This window comes from Glutamicibacter sp. MNS18, from assembly GCF_026107515.2.
Taxonomy (GTDB): Bacteria; Actinomycetota; Actinomycetes; order Actinomycetales; family Micrococcaceae; genus Glutamicibacter.
The window spans coordinates 149,103-169,530 of the sequence record NZ_JAPCHW010000005.1 but is presented as its reverse complement, the minus strand read 5'-3'; the positions used below and the strand labels follow the sequence as shown (position 1 = coordinate 169,530).

At 65.5% G+C, this 20,428-nt stretch carries 16 protein-coding genes; 7 read left to right on the top strand and 9 right to left on the bottom strand.

The window, feature by feature from the left end; genetic code table 11:
* Positions 1-8: 8 nt before the first annotated feature.
* The 5 genes from OK351_RS08530 to OK351_RS08510 all read left to right on the top strand — a co-directional run bounded on the left by OK351_RS08530 (position 9) and on the right by OK351_RS08510 (position 6,560).
* On the top strand, positions 9-713 hold the full coding sequence (locus tag OK351_RS08530; protein WP_265157892.1) for a FadR/GntR family transcriptional regulator: 705 nt from the start codon (positions 9-11) through the stop codon (positions 711-713).
* The gene (locus tag OK351_RS08525; protein WP_265157890.1) at positions 710-1,678 is read left to right on the top strand and encodes an asparaginase; all 969 of its coding nucleotides are present in this window, start codon (positions 710-712) and stop codon (positions 1,676-1,678) included. Before OK351_RS08530 ends, OK351_RS08525 begins: the two co-directional genes overlap by 4 nt.
* A gap of 48 nt (positions 1,679-1,726) precedes the next feature.
* Positions 1,727-3,142: an aspartate ammonia-lyase gene (locus OK351_RS08520; RefSeq protein WP_265157888.1), complete on the top strand. Its 1,416-nt coding sequence runs from the start codon at positions 1,727-1,729 to the stop codon at positions 3,140-3,142.
* A gap of 14 nt (positions 3,143-3,156) precedes the next feature.
* Positions 3,157-4,656, top strand: a complete 1,500-nt coding sequence (locus OK351_RS08515; protein WP_265157884.1) for an amino acid permease — start codon at positions 3,157-3,159, stop codon at positions 4,654-4,656.
* A gap of 95 nt (positions 4,657-4,751) precedes the next feature.
* Entirely contained in the window at positions 4,752-6,560 is a 1,809-nt protein-coding gene (locus OK351_RS08510; protein WP_265157882.1) for an HNH endonuclease signature motif containing protein, read from the top strand.
* 40 nt (positions 6,561-6,600) lie between these two features.
* Here OK351_RS08510 and OK351_RS08505 read toward each other — a convergent pair whose 3' ends face one another.
* The 3 genes from OK351_RS08505 to OK351_RS08495 form a co-directional block, all read right to left on the bottom strand.
* Positions 6,601-7,902 carry an SH3 domain-containing protein gene (locus OK351_RS08505; protein ID WP_265157880.1) on the bottom strand — a complete coding sequence of 434 codons (1,302 nt, stop codon included), beginning with the start codon at positions 7,900-7,902 and terminating at the stop codon, positions 6,601-6,603.
* 145 nt (positions 7,903-8,047) lie between these two features.
* The gene (locus OK351_RS08500) at positions 8,048-8,590 is read right to left on the bottom strand and encodes a hypothetical protein (protein WP_265157878.1); all 543 of its coding nucleotides are present in this window, start codon (positions 8,588-8,590) and stop codon (positions 8,048-8,050) included.
* Between the two features lie 12 nt (positions 8,591-8,602).
* Positions 8,603-8,755 (bottom strand): hypothetical protein, encoded by a 153-nt coding sequence (locus tag OK351_RS08495; protein ID WP_265157876.1) that lies wholly within the window; start codon positions 8,753-8,755, stop codon positions 8,603-8,605.
* Positions 8,756-9,019: 264 nt separating this feature from the next.
* Here OK351_RS08495 and OK351_RS08490 point away from each other — a divergent pair, with 264 nt between their 5' ends.
* Positions 9,020-11,065 carry a S9 family peptidase gene (locus OK351_RS08490; protein WP_265157874.1) on the top strand — a complete coding sequence of 682 codons (2,046 nt, stop codon included), beginning with the start codon at positions 9,020-9,022 and terminating at the stop codon, positions 11,063-11,065.
* Between the two features lie 66 nt (positions 11,066-11,131).
* On the opposite strand, the gene OK351_RS08485 is transcribed toward OK351_RS08490, so the two are convergent.
* The 6 genes from OK351_RS08485 to OK351_RS08460 all read right to left on the bottom strand — a co-directional run bounded on the left by OK351_RS08485 (position 11,132) and on the right by OK351_RS08460 (position 19,943).
* Positions 11,132-13,624, bottom strand: coding sequence for a DUF5129 domain-containing protein (locus OK351_RS08485; RefSeq protein WP_265157872.1), 2,493 nt, complete (start codon positions 13,622-13,624; stop codon positions 11,132-11,134).
* Positions 13,621-15,015, bottom strand: coding sequence for a hypothetical protein (locus OK351_RS08480; protein ID WP_265157870.1), 1,395 nt, complete (start codon positions 15,013-15,015; stop codon positions 13,621-13,623). The genes OK351_RS08485 and OK351_RS08480 overlap by 4 nt, the downstream gene beginning before the upstream one ends.
* A 129-nt stretch (positions 15,016-15,144) precedes the next feature.
* On the bottom strand, positions 15,145-16,566 hold the full coding sequence (locus tag OK351_RS08475; protein ID WP_265157868.1) for a dihydrolipoamide acetyltransferase family protein: 1,422 nt from the start codon (positions 16,564-16,566) through the stop codon (positions 15,145-15,147).
* A gap of 16 nt (positions 16,567-16,582) precedes the next feature.
* Positions 16,583-17,548, bottom strand: coding sequence for an alpha-ketoacid dehydrogenase subunit beta (locus tag OK351_RS08470; protein WP_265158381.1), 966 nt, complete (start codon positions 17,546-17,548; stop codon positions 16,583-16,585).
* Between the two features lie 13 nt (positions 17,549-17,561).
* Positions 17,562-18,707, bottom strand: a complete 1,146-nt coding sequence (gene pdhA, locus OK351_RS08465; protein ID WP_265157866.1) for a pyruvate dehydrogenase (acetyl-transferring) E1 component subunit alpha — start codon at positions 18,705-18,707, stop codon at positions 17,562-17,564.
* 120 nt (positions 18,708-18,827) lie between these two features.
* Positions 18,828-19,943, bottom strand: a complete 1,116-nt coding sequence (locus tag OK351_RS08460) for a histidinol-phosphate transaminase (RefSeq protein ID WP_265157865.1) — start codon at positions 19,941-19,943, stop codon at positions 18,828-18,830.
* Between the two features lie 80 nt (positions 19,944-20,023).
* Between OK351_RS08460 and OK351_RS08455 the strand changes: the two genes are divergently transcribed.
* A complete protein-coding gene (locus OK351_RS08455; protein ID WP_265157863.1) occupies positions 20,024-20,410 on the top strand; it encodes a phage holin family protein in 387 nt (128 codons plus the stop codon).
* Positions 20,411-20,428 lie beyond the last annotated feature (18 nt).

The following is a 20,428-nucleotide window of genomic DNA, read 5'->3' as shown; positions in this document are numbered from 1 at the left end:
TCATCACCATGAACCTGTCAGACAGCTGGACACCCGGACAGCAACCCATAGCGCGGACCAGTGCCTCCGAAGCCGTATTCCACGCGCTGCGCTCGGCCATCGAGGCACAGGAGATCCCGTTGGGGACCAAGCTCGGCTCCGAGGCCAGCCTGGCCGCGAACTACGCGGTCAGCCGCTCCGTTATCCGCGAGGCCCTGCGCTCCTGCGCCGCCCTGGGGTTGACGCGCACCGAAACCGGGCGCGGCACCTTCGTGATCTCCCACCGTCCCACCCGGGACCTGGTACTGGGCGGCCACTCCTCCGCGGACCTGCATGAGGCCCGTCCGCATATCGAGATTCCCGCGGCCGAGCTGGCCGCCTCCCGGCGTACCGCCCAGGACCTGGAGCGGCTCAACGGCCTGATCGAGGAGATGGAGCAGGAGGACGGGGCATCGACCTGGGTGGAACTCGACGCCGCCTTCCATGCGGCGGTGGCCCGCGCCAGCGGCAACTCGGTGTTCGACCGGGTGGTTGGCGATATCCGCGAGGCCATGGCCCGCCAGTCCGAAACGGTCAACCTGGTCGCCGGACGACGCGAGCCGTCCAACAGGGAACACCGGGTGATCGTGGCGGCCATCGCCGCCGGTGACCCGCACGCCGCGGCCAACGCCATGGCGCAGCACCTCAAGGCCGTCCAGCAGGCGGTTTCCACCATCGTCAGGAGCACCGAATGACCCCGGCCAACCGGTCCCTGCCGGCCCATGTTCCGCTGGTCGCCGCCAGCCGTGGCGGGCAGCTGGAGTCCATCCACTACGGTTCGGCGGTGCTGCTCGGCCCGGACGGACGGATCGCCATGTCCCTGGGCGATGCCGGTGCCCGGTTCTACCCGCGTTCGGCCCTCAAACCACTGTTCGCGGTGGCCATGCTGCGCGCCGGACTGGAACTGGATGACGAGCAGATCGCCCTGGCCGCGGCCAGCCACTCGGGCTCCGGCCGGCACCAGCAGGTGGCGCTGAGCACCCTGCACCAGGCTGGCCTGCAGGAGGAGGACCTGGGAAATTCCCGCGACCTGCCCTACGGCCCCGCCGAACGCCAGGACTGGCTGGCCTCCGGGGGCACCGCCACCCGGCTGGCGCAGAACTGCTCCGGCAAGCATGCCGCGCTGCTGGCGCTGTGCCGCCTGAAGGGCTGGCCCACCGCAGGGTACCTGGGGGAAGACCACCCGCTGGCGGACCTGCTGGCGCAGACCGTCCAGGAGCTGACCGGGGAGAGGATCACCACGGTGAGCACCGACGGGTGCGGCACCCAGGTCTACCCGCTGACCCTGGCCGCCCTGGCCCGCGGCTTTGCCCGGCTGGCCAGCGCCGCACCGGGCACCGCCGAACACCGGGTAGCCAGTGCCATGCGCCGGCACCCGGACCTGGTCGCCGGGCATGGCCGGGACGTCACCGAGCTGATGCTGCGGCTACCCGGGGCCGTGGCCAAGGACGGCTTCGAGGGGATCCAGGCCGTCGGGTTGCCCGACGGCTGGGCCGTGGCCGTGAAGATCGCCGACGGCACCGACCGGGCACGCATGCCCATCACCATCAAGCTGCTCACCGCGCACCTGGGTGCGGCCGCACCCGCGGCCCTGCAGGAACTGGCCTCCAGCCCGGCCCTGGGCGGCGGCCAACCGGTCGGCGAACTGGCCGCACTCTAACCATCCACCTGACACCGGTGCCATCGGGCACCCGAGGAGTACTTTTCCATGCCCAATTCCGCCCTTGCCTCCCCCACCCGCAGTGAACACGACCTGATCGGCGACCGGCAGATTCCCGCCGACGCCTACTGGGGCGTGCACACCCTGCGCGCCAAGGAGAACTTCGACATCACCGGGACCACGCTGGCCGGCAACCCCCACCTGATCACCGCCCTGGCCCGGGTCAAGCAGGCCGCGGCCCGCACCAACCGCGAGTTGGGGCTGCTGGATCCCACCCGGGCCACGGCCATCGACCAGGCCTGTGAGGCCATCGCCGGTGGCGCCCTGCACGACCAGTTCATCATCGACCCGATCCAGGGCGGGGCCGGGACCAGCACCAACATGAACGCCAACGAGGTGATCGCCAACCTGGCGCTGGAGATCCTGGGCCACGCCAAGGGCGAGTACCGGCACCTGCATCCGAACGACCATGTGAACCTGTCCCAGTCCACCAACGACGCCTACCCGACCGCGGTCAACATCGCCACCCACTTCGCCACCCAGCCGCTGCTGGCCGCGATGCAGGTGCTGGAAGACTCCTGCCTGGCCAAGGCCGCCGAGTTCCGCTGCGTGGTGAAGATGGGCCGCACCCAGTTGCAGGATGCGGTGCCGATGACCGTCGGCCAGGAGTTCGGCGGCTGGGCCGTGACCCTGGGTGAGGACCGGGCCCGGCTGGCCGAATCGCTGTCCCTGGTCACCGAGATCAACCTGGGGGCCACCGCCATCGGCACCGGGCTGAACGCCCCCGCCGGCTATGCCGAGGCCGCCTGCCGGCATCTGCGCGAACTGACCGGGCTGCCGCTGAGCACCAGCCCGGACTTGATCGAGGCCACCAGTGATGTGGGTGCCTTCGTTCACCTGTCCGGGGTGCTCAAGCGGGTGGCGTTGAAGATCTCCAAGATCTGCAACGACCTGCGGCTGCTCTCCTCCGGGCCGCGGGCCGGGCTGAACGACCTGCAGCTGCCGGCCGTGCAGTCCGGATCCTCCATCATGCCCGGCAAGGTCAACCCGGTGATCCCCGAGGTCGTGAACCAGATCGCCTACCAGGTGGTGGGCCACGATTTGACCGTGACCATGGCCGCCGAGGGCGGGCAGCTGCAGCTGAACCCCTTCGAACCGGTGATCGCCCATTCGATCGGGCTGTCGCTCAAGCACCTGACCAACGGCTGCCTGACCCTGGCCACCCGTTGCATCGACGGGATCACCGTCGACGAGGACGCGTTGCGCCGCGAGGTGGAGAACTCCATCGGCCTGGTCACCGCACTGAACCCGCGGCTGGGTTACGCCGCGTCCACCTCGATCGCCATTCAGGCCCTGCACACCGGACGGGGCGTGGCCGAGCTGGTACTGGAACGCGGTCTGCTCTCGGCCGCGGACCTGGACGAACTGCTCAAGCCCGAGCGGCTTGCCAATCTTTCCGACTAACCCCAAGGAATCCCATGGACCATTCCACAACACGGGCCCAAGCCGCCCCGGTCACCGACGCGGCACTGACCGCCGGCGACTCCGACTACCACAAGGGCCTGACCGGCCGACAGATGCAGATGATCGCCATTGGCGGGGCCATCGGCACCGGACTGTTCATGGGCGCCGGTGGCCGGCTGGCGGCAGCCGGTCCGGGCATCGTGATCAGCTACGCCATCTGCGGTTTCTTCGCCTTCCTGATCCTGCGCGCCCTGGGCGAATTGGTGATGCACCGCCCTTCCTCGGGCTCGTTCGTCTCCTACGCCCGCGAGTTCTACGGGGAAAAGGCCGCCTTCGCCACCGGGTGGCTGTACTGGCTCAACTGGTGCATGACCTCCATCGTGGATATCACCGCGGCGGCGCTGTACATGAACTTCTTCGGCAAGTACGTTCCCTGGATCGGGGCGGTCCCGCAGTGGCTTTGGGCGCTGGCGGCCCTGGTGCTGGTACTGGGCATGAACCTGGTCTCGGTCAAGGTCTTTGGCGAACTGGAATTCTGGTTCGCGTTGGTCAAGGTGGTGGCCCTGGTCGGTTTCCTGGTGGTGGGGTGCTACTTCGTCATCTTCGGCACCCCGATCGCCGGCCATGAGGTCGGTTTCTCGCTGATCTCCGACAACGGCGGGCTGCTTCCCAGCGGGCTGTTGCCGGTGCTGGTGCTCATGCAGGGTGTGGTTTTCGCCTACGCCTCCATCGAGCTGATCGGCACCGCCGCCGGGGAGACGAAGAACCCGGAAAAGGTCATGCCCAAGGCCGTGAATACCGTGATCATCCGCATCGCAGTGTTCTACGTCGGCTCCCTGGTGCTGCTCTCGCTGCTGTTGCCGTTCAACGCCTACAAGGCCGGGGAAAGCCCGTTCGTCACCTTCTTCGGCGCCATCGGGGTGCAGGGCATGGATGTGGTGATGAACCTGGTGGTGCTCACCGCGGCGCTCTCCTCGCTGAATGCCGGGCTCTACTCCACCGGGCGCATCATGCGCTCGATGTCGTTGAACGGTTCGGCCCCGCGCTTCGCCGGACGCATGAACAAGGCCGGGGTGCCCTACGGCGGCATCGTCATCACCTCGGTGGTTGCGGTGCTCGGTGTGGTGCTGAACGCGGTGGTTCCGGCGCAGGCATTCGAAATCGTGCTGAACTTCGCCGCGGTGGGCATCATCTCCGCCTGGGGCATGATCGTGCTGTGCCAGATGGCCCTGGTGAAAAAGGCGCGGGCCGGGGAACTGCAGCGGCCCTCGTTCAGGATGCCGCTGGCCCCGGTCTCGGGCTGGGTCACCCTCGCCTTCCTGGTGCTCGTGCTGGTGATGATGGCCTTCGACAACCCGGTGGGGACCTGGACCATCGCCTCGCTGGTGATCATCGTCCCGCTGCTGGTGCTGGGCTGGTACCTGTGCCGCGAGAGGATCAACGAAATCGCCGGGGCGCGGCTGGCTGCCGAAACCGCACCCGGTGAACCGGTGAAGGTCGACGCCGCGAACTGAGCGCCCGGACCCCGCGGTGCGCACCGCGGGGTCCGGTTATCCACACATCTGCGCTATGCGCCCCGCCGCACCCGATGGTGGGGCATGCTGGGGCCATGAACACCTCCACCAGCCCACTGGCCCAGTTGGCCCAGGCGGCATCACTGATCCAGAGCGCGACCGCGGCGCTCGCCGGGCAGGAACCTGCGCCCGGGCATGCCGCCTACTTCGCGCGACTGGTGGAGCATCTGGGTGAACAGCTGGTCCGCGCCCAGCTCCATGCGGTCGACGCCCTGCGACGCACTGGCGCACATCAGCTGGACCAGGACTCCTTCCAGGCCATCAGCGACGCGGGCCTGGATCCCTCCCCTGCCGAGCTGGCTGCGATCAACGGGCGCACCACCATGGGGCGCTCCTACTACGGCAACACCGTGGACCTGCTCCACGGCTGGCTGAATATCCCGTTGACCACGGCCCGCGAACGGGTCCACCAGGCCGAGGCGTTGATCGCCGCCATCACCGAAACCGGCACGCGCACCGACCCGCTGATGCCCGAGTTGGCCGAGCAATTCACCGGGAAGGACATCGACCCGAGGCTGGTCACCAGTGCAGCCAGACAGATCCGCGGAGCCAAGAAGGATCTGGGCACCGGACCCGGCGCCGCCGGAGCCCAGGAACAGCTCGAACGCGATGCGATCACCCTGATTCGGGACCAGCCACAGAGCGCACGCAAGCACATGAACCGCCTCGTGGAGCAGACCGTGGCCGCCGACCGCCCTCTCGAAGCATTGATAGCCGAATCCGGGCTGTATCGGCGCGGGCTCAAACGCGGACTGGTCACCTACCAGCTCAAGCTCCTTCCCCAGGACGCCGAACTGCTCGAATCCGTTTTCACCCAGATCGACAACCCCAAGACCATCGCCGGAAACCGCGACGCACTCGATGCCTTGGTTGCCACCCGATACGGTCCCGCAGCACCGCCCAACGGCACAGGACCGGAGCCTGCCGTGTCCGCCCCATGGGGAGACCCGTCCGATATGCCTGCCTGGGCGCAGGAATCACCCGGGGATACGCCGCAGCTGCCGGCCATGGTCCCGGATGCGCGACCCGAACCCGGGGATCTTCCGGGCGAAACCGGAACAGGAGCCGACGAATCTTCCGGCACCGCATCACAGGCTCCCGCACAGGACGCCCACGCTCCCGAAGCCACCCAGCCGGTGTGCACCACCGCAGATACCGGCATGCCGGCGGAACTGTCACTACCGCTGGAAAAGGTCCGCCCCGAATTCAGGCACCTGATCGCGCTGATCGAACTGATCCGGGGCGCCGGGACCGTGCCGGACGGAAAACGAGCCGGATCGGTCACCCCGGAGGTCATGGTGATCCTGAACTACGAGAAAATGCTGGCCGGGGCCACGGATTTCGCGATCACCGCCAACGGGCTGCCGCTGACTGCCGGTGAAGCCCGGGCGATCATGTGTCAGGCCAAGATCTACCCCGAGGTCCTCGGTTCCAAGGGCATGGTCCTCGACTTCGGACGAGCCCGGCGCCTCTTCCCCAAACACGTCGGAAAGGCGGTTCGTGCCGCCTACCGGGGTTGTTCCTATCCCGGGTGCACCATGCCGGCGCACCGCTGCGAACTCGATCACCTGGAGCCCTGGGAAAATGGCGGTACCACCGACGTGGACAATGTGGATCTGTACTGCAAGATCCACCACCTGGCCCGGCACTGCGGCCTGTTCAAGGTGGTCAAGGTCGAGGGGTGTCGCCCTATGGTGCTATTGCCCCGCGACCTGGATCCACCTCAACACCTGAGGGTGAACACCTACTGGATGACCCCGTCCGAAGCCATCGAGGCGAACAAGCTGGCCGAGGAAGCCACCGTGCTCTACAAGGCCGGCAAATTGCAGCCCTTCGCTGCCTGAGCCATCGGACGACCCGCCGCGGACCGACTATCCGACCCGTTTAGCAAGGTAGCGACGCGGGCAGCTTGACCGGGGTCTTCTGCACCCCGCCCTTGGGACCATGATAGGCCCTACACACTGTGAGCCCGCGTTTGCCCAGGTTGTTGCCGATCTGCCTGATCGCGTCGACATCGAACCCCTGCCACTGCATGTGCATCAGGACTGTGTCCCCGGCCTTGGCCTGCGATGCCCGGGCAACGATGGTCTTCTTGTTTTTCACCTGCCAGTCCATGGTGTCCACGGTCCAAGTCCAGATCCGCATGTCCGCCCGCTGATATGCACAGCGCACATTGTCGTTGATCGCCCCATATGGCGGCCTTCCCCAGTTGGTGCGCACCCCGGTGCCCTGCAACTGCTTGGCCCCGTTGGCGCAGGAGAGCCTACGCAGATCAGGATGACTGACCGAGTGGTTGATCACCCATTGTCCGTGGGCCCGGGCCCGGTCTGCCAGATCCACACCGTACCGGGATTTGAAGGAAGCCAGACAGTTTCCGGTGGGAGCAAGCACCAGCCCGATGTTGCTCTTTGCCGCGTACTTGACGACAGCGTCGAAGGCCGACAGCGTCAGCGGGCAGTCGTCATAGGTCAGCACAACCGACTTGGTGAGGTTCGGACCCTTGCCCTGGGTGGTTTGGGGAGCAATCGGTTTCGGCGTGGCCTTCGGTGCCGTCGCTTTCAGGTACTGTCCGCTGGCCCAGCCGGTCCTGCCCTTGTAGTTGACCTTGTACCAGCCGTTGGCCGCCTTGGACAGGACCTTGACATTCGCTCCCTTGGCTATGGTCAGCACGATCTTGTGCTTCGTACTGCTGCCGGTGCGCATGTTCAGGTTCGCTTGGGTGACCAACGTGGCGGGCGGCTTGCTCACGGTCCTGGGTTTCGCCGTTGTCTTGGCCGCTTTCAGGTATTGCCCGCTGGCCCAGCCGGTCCTGCCCTTGTAGCTGAGCTTGTACCAGCCGTTGGCCGCCTTGGACAGGACCTTCACGCTCGCACCCTTCGGCATGGTGAGGATGACCTTGTGCCTGGTGCTATTTCCGGTGCGCAAGTTCAGGTTCGCCTGCGTGACCAGCGTCGATGTGGTGCTGGCGCCTGCCGCAGGATTCCCCAGGTCCTGCGGCTTCAACAAGCCGGACTCGGATACGTGGAACGCGGCGTAGTCTGCGGCCCCCTGGCCCCCAAACGGATCCTGCGCTGCGGCGTTCATGGACGGCGTGGCAGCCGTGGCCCCCGTCGACAGCAACGCGGTTCCGAGCATCGCGCAGAGCACGACCCTGGCGATTCCCGACGTGCGAGTGCGATATTCCATTGTCGATTCCCCCATGACCATCGGTCCCCACCGATTGTTATGGACCTATCATGAGCCCGAATCCGCCTGTCCACAAGTGTTTTCCGCGCATGGGAACGGAAGCGCCCGTGGTCTGCGGAAACTGCTACAAGCCAGGAATTGGCCCCTACTCCGTGATGCGCACCGTCTTCATGATCGAGTTCAGGTAGGTGAAGTCCTCCGAGTTCAGGAACTCCTCGGCCTGTTCCCGGGTCATCTGCCCGTCCACGCGATAGCCCATGACCTCCAGGTACTCGTTGGACACCCACAGCATCGGCCAGGCATCCTCGCTGGTCTTGAAGTAGTCCAAGTCCGGCTGTTCCCCGCGCTTGGCCAGAACCTCATCATCGACAATCGCCATGGAGAAGGACTCGGTCACTCCACCGTCCTCCTGGTGGGTGCCGATGGCATGGTGGGCCACCACACTGGCTGGCTGGAATGTCAACCCGGGAGCCGGGTCGCTGCTGAGCACTTCGCGCTCGTAGAGGTTCATGTCCCCGTCTGGGGAGGTCGCCGTATTCGGCAACAGGCTCAGTACCGTGACCCCGGCCTGGTTCTTCAGGTTCCATTGGGTGTATTCGTGACATTCACCCTCGCATTCCTCCTCCGGTTCGACGCTCCACGTCTGCGGAATATCCAAGGTGACCTCGTACTTGGATATGGTCTGCATTTCCGTGGCCGTTTACGATGGGCTTTCGGTGACGGTGGGCGACTGCTCGGAAGCAATAGGCGGTGTGCTCGGCTCCGGCGACTGGTTTCCGGAGCATCCGGTCACCAGGAATCCGGCACTGATGAGCATGGCGGTCAGGGTGAGGTTTCGTTTCGGGTTGCGCATGGTCTGCCTCCTACGTCGAATGTGGCGGTATATCATCGCCAGACCCCACTTCATACGGTGCCTCATTTCACCCCTTATTCCAAGGAGTGATCGAACTTTCGTCAGGACACTCTCAGGTTCACTTCGACATCAGATGCCTTTCGGCCACCAACGTTTCGCTGGACCGAATCACGTTTGCTCTAGTGCGAAGCGCAAATCAATGGAAAGATAAGTGAGGTGGAACACTCTAAGCATTCATTTCATAATTTGGACTCATACATCGGCATGCATCGCGTCGCGGGCCTGCAGCTCTCCCCCGACGGTTCCCGTCTGGTCACCACGGTCACCTCGCTGGACAAGGAGGAGACCGGCTACCGCAGCGCCCTGTGGGAGCTGGACACCAACGGAGCTTCCCCGGCCCGGCGGCTCACCCGCGGAACCGAGGGGGAAACACAAGCGGGCTTCACCGCGAACGGGGACCTGCTGTTTATCGCCAAACGCTCATCCGACAAGGATGCCAAACCGGCATTGTGGCGGTTGCCGGCCAATGGCGGTGAAGCACAGCTGGTAGTGGAACACCCGGCAGGGATTGGTGCGGTGCAGACCCTGCCGACCGCCCCGGCCTCCCGGCAGGGCACCGTGGTCTTCACCGCCAGCACCATGCCCGGCGCCGGCAACATCGAACAGGACAAGACCCTGCGCGCACTGCGCAAGGACAAGAAGGTCAACGCCATCCTGCACAGCGGCTACCCGGTACGTTTCTGGGACCACGATCTGGGCCCGCAACAACCCGATTACTTCCGTGCCCAGCTTCCCTCGGAAACCGACGACGCGGCCACGCCCGAGGCCATCAGCCCGGGGATCGGAGCCGAGCTGCTCGAAGCGGGCATGCATATTGCACCCAACGGCCAGTTCCTGGTCACCGATTGGAGGACCCCGGAAGGTCGCGGCAGCTCCTATCAGGGTGTGACCAAGATCGATCTGGATACCGGTGAACGCGAACTACTGCTGGAACCGGATGAGACCTACGAATACGGTGTGGGCAAGATCAGCCCCGACTCGACCGAACTGGTCTACTACCGCATCGAACGTTCCACGCCGGAAAACCCGGGCCGTTCCACCCTGTGGCTGATGAACCTTGCTGGCGGGGAAACCCACCAGATCGCGGTCGGCTGGGACCGGATGGTCACCTCGGTGACCTGGCTGCCCAATAGCACCGCCCTGCTGGTCACCGCCGACGACTTCGGCCGCGGACCGGTATTCCACATTGCCCTGGAAACCGACAAGGTCACCCGGCTCACCCGGGAGGGCAGCTACAGCGATGTGGTCATCTCCCCGGATTCGAGTTCCGCCTTCGCCTTGCGGGCCAGCTACGAGTACCCGGCCGAGCCGGTACGACTGGACCTGACCCATATCACCGGGCTGGAAGACGGGGACGAGGTCGCCCTTGGTGCGCTGAATTCGCCGGTGGGCCGGCCCAAGCTGCCAGGACGCCTGGAAGAGGTCACCACGACGGCCGAGGATGGCACGAGCATCCGCGCTTGGCTGGCCCTGCCCGACCAGGCCACAGCGGGGTCCCCCGCTCCGCTGCTGCTGTGGGTTCATGGCGGCCCGGTGTCCTCGTGGAACACCTGGAGCTGGCGTTGGAATCCCTGGTTGATGGTCGCGCAGGGGTATGCGGTGGTGCTGCCGGATCCGGGTTTGTCCACCGGGTACGGCCACGACTTCGTCGCCCGCGGCTGGGGCCGTTGGGGTGCCGAACCGTACACCGACCTGATGCGGATCACCGACGTCGTTGAGGACCGTGCGGACATCGACCGGACCCGTACCGCGGCCCTGGGTGGTTCCTTCGGCGGCTACATGGCCAATTGGATCGCGGGGCAGACCGACCGGTTCAAGGCCATCGTCACCCATGCCAGCCTCTGGGACCTGAACGGATTCGGCCCGACTACCGACATGTCCTTCTACTGGGCGCGGGAAATGCGACCGGAGATGGTCGCCAAGTACTCCCCGAGCGCCTACGTCGATCGCATTAGCACCCCGATGCTGGTGATCCACGGGGACAAGGACTACCGGGTGCCGATCGGCGAGGGGTTGCGGCTATGGTACGAGCTGCTCTCGAAATCCGGGCTTCCGCAGCAGGCCGACGGTTCGACAGCGCACCGTTTCCTGTACTTCCCGGAGGAAAACCACTGGATCCTCAGCCCGCAGCATGCCAAGGTCTGGTACCAGGTGATCCTGGGTTATCTGGCTGAGCATGTCCTGGGTGAGGAAGCCGTCCTGCCGCAGAGCCTGGGGCTGAGCGCTCCCGAGGAGGACGGGAAGAACTAACGGCACGAGAACAGGTCCCGCCCGGCAGCGTCCGGGTGGGACCTGTTGGCGTTGAGGTGGCCGGGGTCACCCGGGCACCTGCTGGGGCCCCGGTGTTCCTCCGCCGGCCCCGCGGGTTGCGGCAATCAGCTGCTGGGCACGCACCGCGGCATCAACCTCGTGACGTCCCAGGGTCTGTACCAGTTTCTCCAGGTGCCGGACCCGGCGTCCGAAGGTGCCTGAATAGCGTTCGGCCAGCGGGATGGAGGCCAGTTCCTCGGCCTCACGCCAGGCCATCGCCAGCGCTCGTTCATGCAACCGCTGGCCGGCTTCTGCAGCAGTTCCCGGCGGGCCGGCACCCAGCACCGCCACCGTGTTCAGCCGTGACTCGTCCAGCCCCAGGGCCAGTTGCCCAAGGTCCCGTTGCGCGGCGCGCAGCCGACGGCCGTACCGTCCCAACCGGCCCAGGGACGTGGTGGCTCCCAGCAGGAAGCGCACCAGCAGCACGGCGTTCAGGCCTGTCAGCCAGATCATGGCCGTGAGCGTCCAGAACAGGGCGGAGACCGAGAAGTCCGGACGGCGAGCGTCGTTGCGTACCAGGGCTTCGGCGTAATCGTCGATCATGTTCGCCAACGTGATCCCGCCATAGCTGGAAGAGCGGATGCTACCGTGTTCCCACCGCACCGGCTGGCCCCAGCCGTATTCGCCACGGGCCAGCTGCCAGCTGGCCATCCCGGGGATGGCCAACTCCCCGTTCTCGAAGATCATCGCGGGGATGATCGCTTCCCCTTCGAACAGCTCCCCGGTCTCCGGGTCGACCTTGTCGCTGAACTCGTGTTTCAGGCGCCACAGGATCTCCGGGATATTCCGGGGAACCAGGTAATCCGGATCCTCCGGATCGTATTCCAGGTAGGCACCGGCATCGCGCACGGCGATGGTAATCCTTTCGGCCTGCGGGAACTGCACATCCATGTACCGACGGATGTCGCTTTCAACCACTTGCTCGTGCACCCCGTCGATGACCAGCTCCAAGGCCCGGCTGCCTCGGTCCTCCTCGCCTTGCGGACGTTGCGAGTAGGGCGTGATCACCACCCCCGACACGATCATCGCGCCAATCAGCAGCACGGCGGCCACGCCGATCCGCCACCAGCGGCGGCGCACGTCGGGTTCGTCTCCTCCGGTCCGTTGGCCCCGGGCCAGACCCGAAACCCAGGTGCGGATCCTGCCCGGCGGAGCGGGTGCCGTGTCCCCGGGCAGGTCCCCCAGGATGGCCCGGACCCGGGCATTGGCGTAGCCCAGTTGCACCAGGGCGCGCTCACGCCGGTCCGGCTTCATCCCCAGGCTCTCACGCAGCTTGAGCAGCTCCGTCGACTCGGCCGGGGTCGGGGCGGCCAGCCGGATGTGCGGATAGCGTCGCAGCCAGGCATTCAGATCCCGCACGGTGCGGGCCAGGGCGGCTTCGGCCCGCGACCAGCTCTCGATCGCGGCCCGCGAGTCGTCGGCATTGTTGGCCACGCTGATCAGCCGGTCAAGGGCTTCACGCAACGACTGCAATTGTTCCTGGCTGACCATGCGCCCCGGGGCATGGCGCAACCGGTTGAGCAGTTCCAGCACCGCCGCGTTGATCGGTTGGCTCAGCCGGTCGAAGGTCGATCCCGTTCCGGCCAATTCGGCGTGCACCGATCCCGCCCCCAGCAGGGCATCGGCCAGCTCGGTCAGTTCGCGGCAGTCTCGCTCGAAGCCGGCCAGTTCGGCAACGAATCCGGGCGATGCCACATCCCGCAGCAGTTGTTGTTCGCAGCGGGCGGCCTCCAGCGAGAGTGCCTCCAGTCTCCGCCACGCTTCGGTGAACCCGCCTGGGCGGCGTCCTTCCGGTGTGGCCCGGTAGGTCACCTCCAGGGCCTCGAGGTCCAACACCACACGGGCCAGCTTGCGTCCGGCCGCGCGCAGACGCTGCTCCCGGCTGGTCTGCCGACGGCGGCGGCGCAATCCCAGGGCAAGGAAGGCGAAGGTGGCCATGGCTCCCAAACCGATGCCTGCCAGCCAGTACGTCGGGTTGGTGACCGGCTTGTCGCCGAGCACGGCGGCCGCCTGCTCACCGGCGGCCACCACGGCTGCCGGGCCGTGGCCCAGCCCGAGGTTGTCCCTGAAGCCGTTGTGGATATCAAAACGCTTGTCGGTGTATTCGGTATCATCTCCCACCAGCGATCTGTTGAATCCGGTGCCCGAGAACCGTTCGGACACCCGGTAATCCGTATCCGGAGCCCGGTTTCCCAGCCTCGTGGAGAGCAGGATGTCGGTGCCGCTCACCTCGCCGCGCAGTAGCTCATCCCCGGTCAGCCAGCGATCGGTGACTGTCAGTTCCAGCGGCCGCCAGCTGCGGATGGGCTCCTGCAACACCGCGTCAACGGTGCTCTGCGAGATATTCCATTCGTGTTCTCCGTCAACCCGGATGGTCAGCTGGTGCTGCGGTTCGGTCGTTAACGCCCGGTAGGCGCTGGCCGCGGTGAAGGTGGTGATGACGGCGCACACCAGGGCCAGCAGCCAGGGCCAGTGCCGGGTCCACTTGTTCGTGCTCATGGGTTGAGCACCGGGTCATATGTGCCGATCAATCCACTCAGCCGTTCGTAGATGTCGGGGTCCTCCAGCGGGCCTCGACGCAGGGTGCCGGCCAGTTCTGCCGTTCCGCCGCCCGCTTCCAGAGCGCGGTCCAGTTCCACCTCCAATTCCCGGCGCAACTGCCAATGCCCGGCCAGCAGGTCCTCGTGCGAAACCCCGCTGGTCGCGGGAATCTCGGTTTCCAGGGTTTCCAGGGCGTCGGTATGTTCCACGGCCAGTTGGCGCAGGACCCCGGCATTGACAATGCTCCGGCGGGTCACCAGCAGTTGCGGGATGCCGGACAATTGCGTCCGGTGGTGCTCCTGCAGGGTCCGGAAACTGGCGGTGCGGCGTGACGGCCGGTCCCAGGAGGCCAGTTCCTGGAGGATCGAGGAGAGTTCCTCCAGGGCTGCGGCGTACTCGATGAGCTTCTGTCGCATGCTGTTGCTGAAGTCGGTGTTCCCCTCCGGTCCCGTTGCCAGCCGGGCGGCCTGCACCAGGCCGGGGCCGTGCTCATCCAGCCAGCGCACGGCATTGGCGGCCGGGCTGCTGCCGATGATCTTCATCGGACGGTATCCCAGGTGTTCGATCCCCCGGGCGAGGGTGCCGATACGCCCAATGGCAGCGAGGGTCTGCTTCTGGCGCTTCTGCTCCCGCGCCCGTCGACGATGCCGCAGCCCCTTGGTGATGCCGGCAGCTGATGCCAGGGCCACGAGCACCCCGAGGACGAGCAAGGCGTATTTGGCGTAGTCCGGGCTGAGTTTCACCCCGGAAACCACCGACTCGATGGTGGCGATCACCCCGTCGGTGGTGTTTCCCCCGGCATAGTCCCGTAGGCCCGCGGCATCCAGGTCCCCACGATCCGCCTTGGATTTGACGTTGCGTCCGAGGTCCACGGCGACCCGGGCGGGGCCCTTCCCCGATTCGGGGAGGATGATCCCGATGACCACCCAGTCCTTGCCCACGTAGCCGCGGGTCTTGCCGTGCTCCAGCCAGTCGTCGCTGAGCGCGTCGATGGGGCCGAACAGCAGCATCCCGCGGATCAGTTGGGCGGCCGAGGCGACGCTGGATGGGTCCTGGTCCACCGCCACGGCCAGCTTCAGCCCGGTTCCCTCCAGCAGTTCGGTGGCGGCGTCCACGACCTGCCGGGTATCAACCAGTGGTGCGGCCGAGTCCTTGAGCGCAAACTGGAATTGCCCGGTGTCGGTGGCCAAACCCGGCAGGATGATGGCCCCTTCGGTGTCCTCGGGCACGCTCGTGGCGCTGGGATACACGGGGATCGGGTCGGCAGCCAGGGCGGGTGCCGCGGGAAGCAGCAGGGCCAGCAGCAGGGCCGGTACGGCCGAGGCAGGCAGGGTTCGGGCTGGTCGCATCGGCTGTTTCCTCGGTTCGGGTTTCACTGCACCCCAACTTATCAACAGTGAATGGACAAAACGTCCGAGCTCGCCCGGCGGGTTCCGGAACGGCAAAGGCCACCCGCCGATGGGGTGGCCCTTGTGCTGTCAGTCCAGCAGCATCGCCGGTTCCTCCATGATGGAGGCCACATCGGCCATGAACCTGGCCGAGAGATCCCCATCCACCACGCGGTGGTCGAAGGAACCGCCCAGGGTGGTGATCCAGCGTGGGACCACTTCCCCGTCGACAACCCACGGCTTCTGCCGGATGGTTCCGAAGGCCACGATCGCCACCTCCCCCGGATTGATGATCGGGGTACCGATGTCGATGCCCAGCGCCCCGATGTTGGTGATGCTCAGGGTACCGTCACGCATGGCCTCGGGTTTGGTTTTGCCCCCGCGCGCAGTCGTGGCCAGGTCGTTGAGCTCGATGGCCAGCTCGCGCATGGACAGATCCTGGGCGTCCTTGATGTTCGGCACCAGCAGGCCCCGCGGAGTGGCCGCGGCAATGCCGAGGTTCAGGAAGTGCTTCTGGTGGATCTCGGCGCCATTTTCGGTTTCCACCCAGCTGGCATTCACGCTCGGGTTGCGTGCCGCGGCCCAGATGACCGCACGGGCCAGCACCAGCAGTGGGGAGACCTTGATGCCCTCGAAATCGCGGGACTTCTTCAGCCGGGCCACGTATTCCATGGTGCGGCTGGCATCCACGTCCACGAAAATCGACACGTGCGGTGCCGTGAACGCCGAATCCACCATGGCCTTGGCGGTGGCCTTGCGCACCCCGCGCACCGCGATGCGTTCGATCCGGGTTTCCTCGCTGGCCCCCTTCTGCCAGTACATCGGGGCGGCATCGCGTTCGGCGGCGCGTTGCGCGTTGTAGCTGTTCACGTCCTCCCGGGTGACTTCACCCTGGGTGCCGGTGCCCACCACATCGTTGATGTCGATATTCAGTTCCTTGGCCAGCCGGCGGACCGGAGGCTTGGCCATGACCCGGTCCACGAAGTTCGCCATGGCCGGTTTACGCTTGTCCACCTCGCGGGCCACCGCGGCCGACAAGTCCTGGGCGCGGCGGGAGATCTGGTCGGCCAACGCGGACGGGGTGCTTCCGGCGCGGGCGGCTGCGGTACGCTTGCCACTTTCGCTCGGAGCCGGACGGTTCAGCCGGGTACGGCGGCGTGCCGAGTCGGCGGTGGGCCCGGAACCCACCAGCGGACCGGGCTCCTCGCTGGCCACCGGCGCGGCGGTAGCCAACGCCTCTGACGCCTGGGGGGTACCGGTCGGGGCGGGCTTGTTGCCCTGTTCGTCAATGGTGATCAGCGGGGCATCGACCAGCAGGGTCTGGCCTTCCTCGGCATGCAGCTCGGTCACCACGCCGGCGAACGGGCACGGCAACTCCACCAAGGATTTTGCGGTTTCGATCTCCACAAAAACCTGGTTGACCTCGACGGTGTCGCCCACGGCGACCTTCCATGAGGCGATGTCGGCCTCGGTCAGCCCTTCGCCAACGTCCGGCAGGTTGAAGGTAGTCATGTTTTCTCCTTGGACTCTAGTATGCGAAGGAGCGGTCGAGCGCTTCAAGCAGCTTGTCAATATCGGGCAGGTACTGCGATTCGACCTTGGAGATCGGATAGGGCATGTGGAAACCGCCCACCCGGATCACCGGGGCTTCCAGCGAAAGGAAGGCACGTTCGGTCACCCGTGCGGCGATTTCGCCACCCAGGCCGCCGAAAGTCGGTGCCTCATGGGTAAGGATCAGCCGTCCGGTCTTCTGCACGGATTCGGTGATGGTGTCGAAGTCGATGGGTGAGAGCGAGCGCAGGTCGATGACCTCGATGGAGCGCCCGTCCTCCAGCGCGGCATCGGCAGCGGCCAGGGCCACGGGAACCAGTGGCCCGTAGGCGACGATGGTGGCGTCCTCGCCGGGGCGGACCACCTGGGCCTTGAACGCGTCCAGCGCCGGGGTTTCGGTATCGACCTCTCCCTTGAGCCAGTATCGGCGTTTGGGTTCCAGGTAGATCACCGGGTCCTGGCAGGCGGCGGCCTGCTGGATCATCCAGTAGGCGTCGTTGGCGTTGGAGGGGGTGATCACGCGCAGACCAGCGGTGTGCACGAACAGCGCCTCGGGTGATTCCGAGTGGTGCTCGATCGATCCGATACCGCCGCCGTAGGGAATACGGATGACCACCGGCATGTCGATGCGCCCCTCGGAACGGGTGCGCATCTTGGCCAGCTGGGTAGTGATCTGGCTGAAGGCGGGGAAGACGAACCCGTCGAACTGGATTTCGGCCATCGGGCGGTGCCCGCGCAGTGCCATGCCGACGCAGCTTCCGACGATGCCGGCCTCACCCAGCGGGGAGTCGATGACGCGGTGCGCCCCGTGTTTTTCCTGCAGCCCCTCGGTAATCCGGTAGACGCCGCCGAGCTTGCCGATGTCCTCGCCGATGATAACGGAGTGCGCCTCGGATTCAAGGATCTTGTCCAGGCCGGCGGTGATCGCCTTGGCCAGGGTCATGGTGGTGGTCAACTTACTTGCCCTCGTTTCCGGCCTGATCGGCGAATCCTGCTTCGTACTCCAGATGCCATGCCAGCTCTTCCTTGATCAACGGGTGGGCTTCGGCATACACCTGGTCGAAGACTTCGGCCAGGGGCGGAACCGGGAAGGCCATGGCATCCTCGCGGACCCGCGCGGCCATCGCGTCGCCGTCTGCGGCCAATTGCTCGAAGAAGGCATCGTCCACCAGCCCCGCATCACGCAGGTGGGTTTCGAGCCGGGTCAGCGGATCCTTCGGATCCCAGGCCTCTTCCTCGGCGCTCTTGCGGTACTTGGTTGGATCATCGGCGGTGGTGTGGGCACCGAGCCGGTAGGTAATGGCTTCGATCAGCACCGGCCCCTTGCCGCTGCGGGCGTGTTCCAACGCCCAACGGGTGGCTGCGAGTACGGCCAGCACGTCGTTGCCGTCCACCTGGATGCCGGGCATGCCGTATCCGGCAGCGCGGGTCACCAGCGGGACCTTGGACTGGACCTCGAAGGGCACCGAAATGGCCCACTGGTTGTTCTGGCAGAAGAACACCACCGGAGCATTAAAACTGGCGGCGAAAACCATGGATTCGTGGGTTTCGCCTTCGGTGGATGAACCATCCCCGAAGTAGGCGACAACCGCCTCGCCTTCGGCCGCACGCCTGGCTTCATCCCAACCGTGCTGTTCCAGGTTAACGGCCATCCCGTACCCGGCCGCGTGCGGAAGCTGCGCGGCGAGCACCATGGTGTACATATGGAAGTTGTTTTCCCTCGGATCCCATCCGCCACCGGAAATCCCGCGGAAGAGGCGCAGCATCTCGGAGAAGGACACATCCCGGGTCAGGGCCACGCCATGTTCGCGGTAGGTCGGGAAAATGTAGTCACCGGGGCGGGTTGCACGGCCCGAGGCAATCTGGGCTGCTTCCTGGCCCCGCAGTGGCACCCACAGGCACAACTGCCCTTGGCGTTGCAGCGCGGTGGCTTCGGCATCGAATCGGCGGGTCAGGGCCATATCGCGATAGAAATCGCGCAGCATCTGGTCATCCACGTCCTGCAGATAGGCATCATAGAACTCATGGGAATGCCGTTGACCGTCCGGAGTCAATATCTGTATGAACCCCTGGTCCGATGCCTCGGCTGCCTTGCGCGGCATACGCTGTCCCTTCAATCAAATATGCCCCATGCGGAATGTATTCCGCATGGGACATATACGGCATGTCCTCGTCCTAAGCCTAGCGCCCGAGACCGGGGAAATGCGAGATTTCGACCCGCCCTATGAGCTTAACAACCCCGAATTCGCCCGGCACAGCTCAATAAACCGGTTGTTCGCTTCCACCTCGCCGATGGAGACCCGCACCCCTTCACCGGCAAACCCGCGCACCGACAACGCCTGCTGGTCGGCCAGCTCGACAAACTGCGTGGTCGTCTCGCCCAACGGCAACCAGACGAAGTTTGCTTCGGTGGCAGGGATGTTCCATCCCAGGTCCTTCAACGCGGTGACTACGCGTTCGCGCTCCGCGACAATCGTATCCACCCGTTCCATGACCTTATCCAGGTTCTCCAGTGAAGCGATGGCGGCCTGCTGGGCGACCGTGGAGACGGCGAAGGGTGTAGCGACCAGTCGGATGTAACTGGTGATCTCGGGCTGGGATACGGAGTAGCCGATCCGCAGGTTGGCCAACCCGTGCGCCTTGGAGAAGGTTCGCAGCACCACCACGTTCTGGTGCTGCTTATAGGTCTTGATCCCGTCGACGGCCGCGGGATCCCGCACGAACTCCGTATAGGCCTCGTCCAAGACGATCAACACGTTCTTGGGAACCCGGGCAATGAAGTCGTCGACTTCCTGTTGCGTCAGGATCGGGCCGGTGGGATTGTTCGGTGTGCACAACAGGATCACCGAGGTATTCTCGTTGATCGCCTCGGCCATGGTGTCCAGATCGTGGCGGCCATCCTCGAGCAGCGGGATCTGTACCGGCAGCGCCCCTGCGCTTTGCACCACGATCGGGTAGGCCTCGAAGGAGCGCCAGGCGAAGATGACCTCGTCCTGGACACCGTCCTCGTTCTGGCCCGCGAAGGTCGCCAGGATCTGCGTTAACGCTCCCAGCGAGCCTGCGCCGGTGACGATATCCGCAGCCGGGATTCCAAGAACCGGTGCCAGTCGGGCGCAGAGCTCAGTGGAAACCGTATCCGGGTAACGGTTTGTACCGAGCTGGGCGGCAATGGCCGCACGGACCTCATCCAGTGGCCCGAACGGGTTCTCGTTCGATGCCAACTTGTACGGAGTCAGCCCCGGCACCTCCACCGGAGGTTTGCCTGCCGCGTACTTGGGCAGGCGAGCAACCACCGGCCGCGGCTGAACGGGATCATGAGTCACGGGGTTATCAGTCATGAAGCCAGCTTATCCGTGACGCTGGAGGCACGGGGAAGTTTTTCAGCATCCGTCCGGAAACTTGTGACAAGGTATATTCCATGAACTTCTTGATTCGCGTTATCGTCAATGCCTTGGCCCTGGCTGCCGCGGTGTGGATCGTGCCCGGGATCCACATCGACAGCGTGGGTGAAGGGGCCATGGGCGCCGGGCTGTCATACCTGATCATCGGTTTGATCTTCGGTGTCATCAACGCCTTGGTCCGCCCGATCGTGAGGCTGTTCTCCCTGCCGATCACCTGCCTGACGCTGGGCTTGTTCACCGTGATAATCAACGCGCTGATGCTGATGCTCACCGCGTGGGTCTCGGGCTTCACCCCGGTTTCCCTGACCATCGAGAAGTTCTGGTGGGACGCCATTGTCGGGACCATCATCATTTCCGTCGTGTCCGCGGTTCTGGGGCTGTTTGTCAGCAAGGACCGTCGCTAGCGTTCTTGCTGACATCCC

Bases quoted from the DNA above. Each gene is read 5' to 3' on its own strand.
- OK351_RS08530 (WP_265157892.1), top strand. From the start codon at position 9: ATGAACCTGTCAGACAGCTGGACACCCGGACAGCAACCCATAGCGCGG.
- OK351_RS08525 (WP_265157890.1), top strand. From the start codon at position 710: ATGACCCCGGCCAACCGGTCCCTGCCGGCCCATGTTCCGCTGGTCGCC.
- OK351_RS08520 (WP_265157888.1), top strand. From the start codon at position 1,727: ATGCCCAATTCCGCCCTTGCCTCCCCCACCCGCAGTGAACACGACCTG.
- OK351_RS08515 (WP_265157884.1), top strand. From the start codon at position 3,157: ATGGACCATTCCACAACACGGGCCCAAGCCGCCCCGGTCACCGACGCG.
- OK351_RS08510 (WP_265157882.1), top strand. From the start codon at position 4,752: ATGAACACCTCCACCAGCCCACTGGCCCAGTTGGCCCAGGCGGCATCA.
- OK351_RS08505 (WP_265157880.1), bottom strand. From the start codon at position 7,902: ATGGAATATCGCACTCGCACGTCGGGAATCGCCAGGGTCGTGCTCTGC.
- OK351_RS08500 (WP_265157878.1), bottom strand. From the start codon at position 8,590: ATGCAGACCATATCCAAGTACGAGGTCACCTTGGATATTCCGCAGACG.
- OK351_RS08495 (WP_265157876.1), bottom strand. From the start codon at position 8,755: ATGCGCAACCCGAAACGAAACCTCACCCTGACCGCCATGCTCATCAGT.
- OK351_RS08490 (WP_265157874.1), top strand. From the start codon at position 9,020: ATGCATCGCGTCGCGGGCCTGCAGCTCTCCCCCGACGGTTCCCGTCTG.
- OK351_RS08485 (WP_265157872.1), bottom strand. From the start codon at position 13,624: ATGAGCACGAACAAGTGGACCCGGCACTGGCCCTGGCTGCTGGCCCTG.
- OK351_RS08480 (WP_265157870.1), bottom strand. From the start codon at position 15,015: ATGCGACCAGCCCGAACCCTGCCTGCCTCGGCCGTACCGGCCCTGCTG.
- OK351_RS08475 (WP_265157868.1), bottom strand. From the start codon at position 16,566: ATGACTACCTTCAACCTGCCGGACGTTGGCGAAGGGCTGACCGAGGCC.
- OK351_RS08470 (WP_265158381.1), bottom strand. From the start codon at position 17,548: ATGACCCTGGCCAAGGCGATCACCGCCGGCCTGGACAAGATCCTTGAA.
- pdhA (WP_265157866.1), bottom strand. From the start codon at position 18,707: ATGCCGCGCAAGGCAGCCGAGGCATCGGACCAGGGGTTCATACAGATA.
- OK351_RS08460 (WP_265157865.1), bottom strand. From the start codon at position 19,943: ATGACTGATAACCCCGTGACTCATGATCCCGTTCAGCCGCGGCCGGTG.
- OK351_RS08455 (WP_265157863.1), top strand. From the start codon at position 20,024: ATGAACTTCTTGATTCGCGTTATCGTCAATGCCTTGGCCCTGGCTGCC.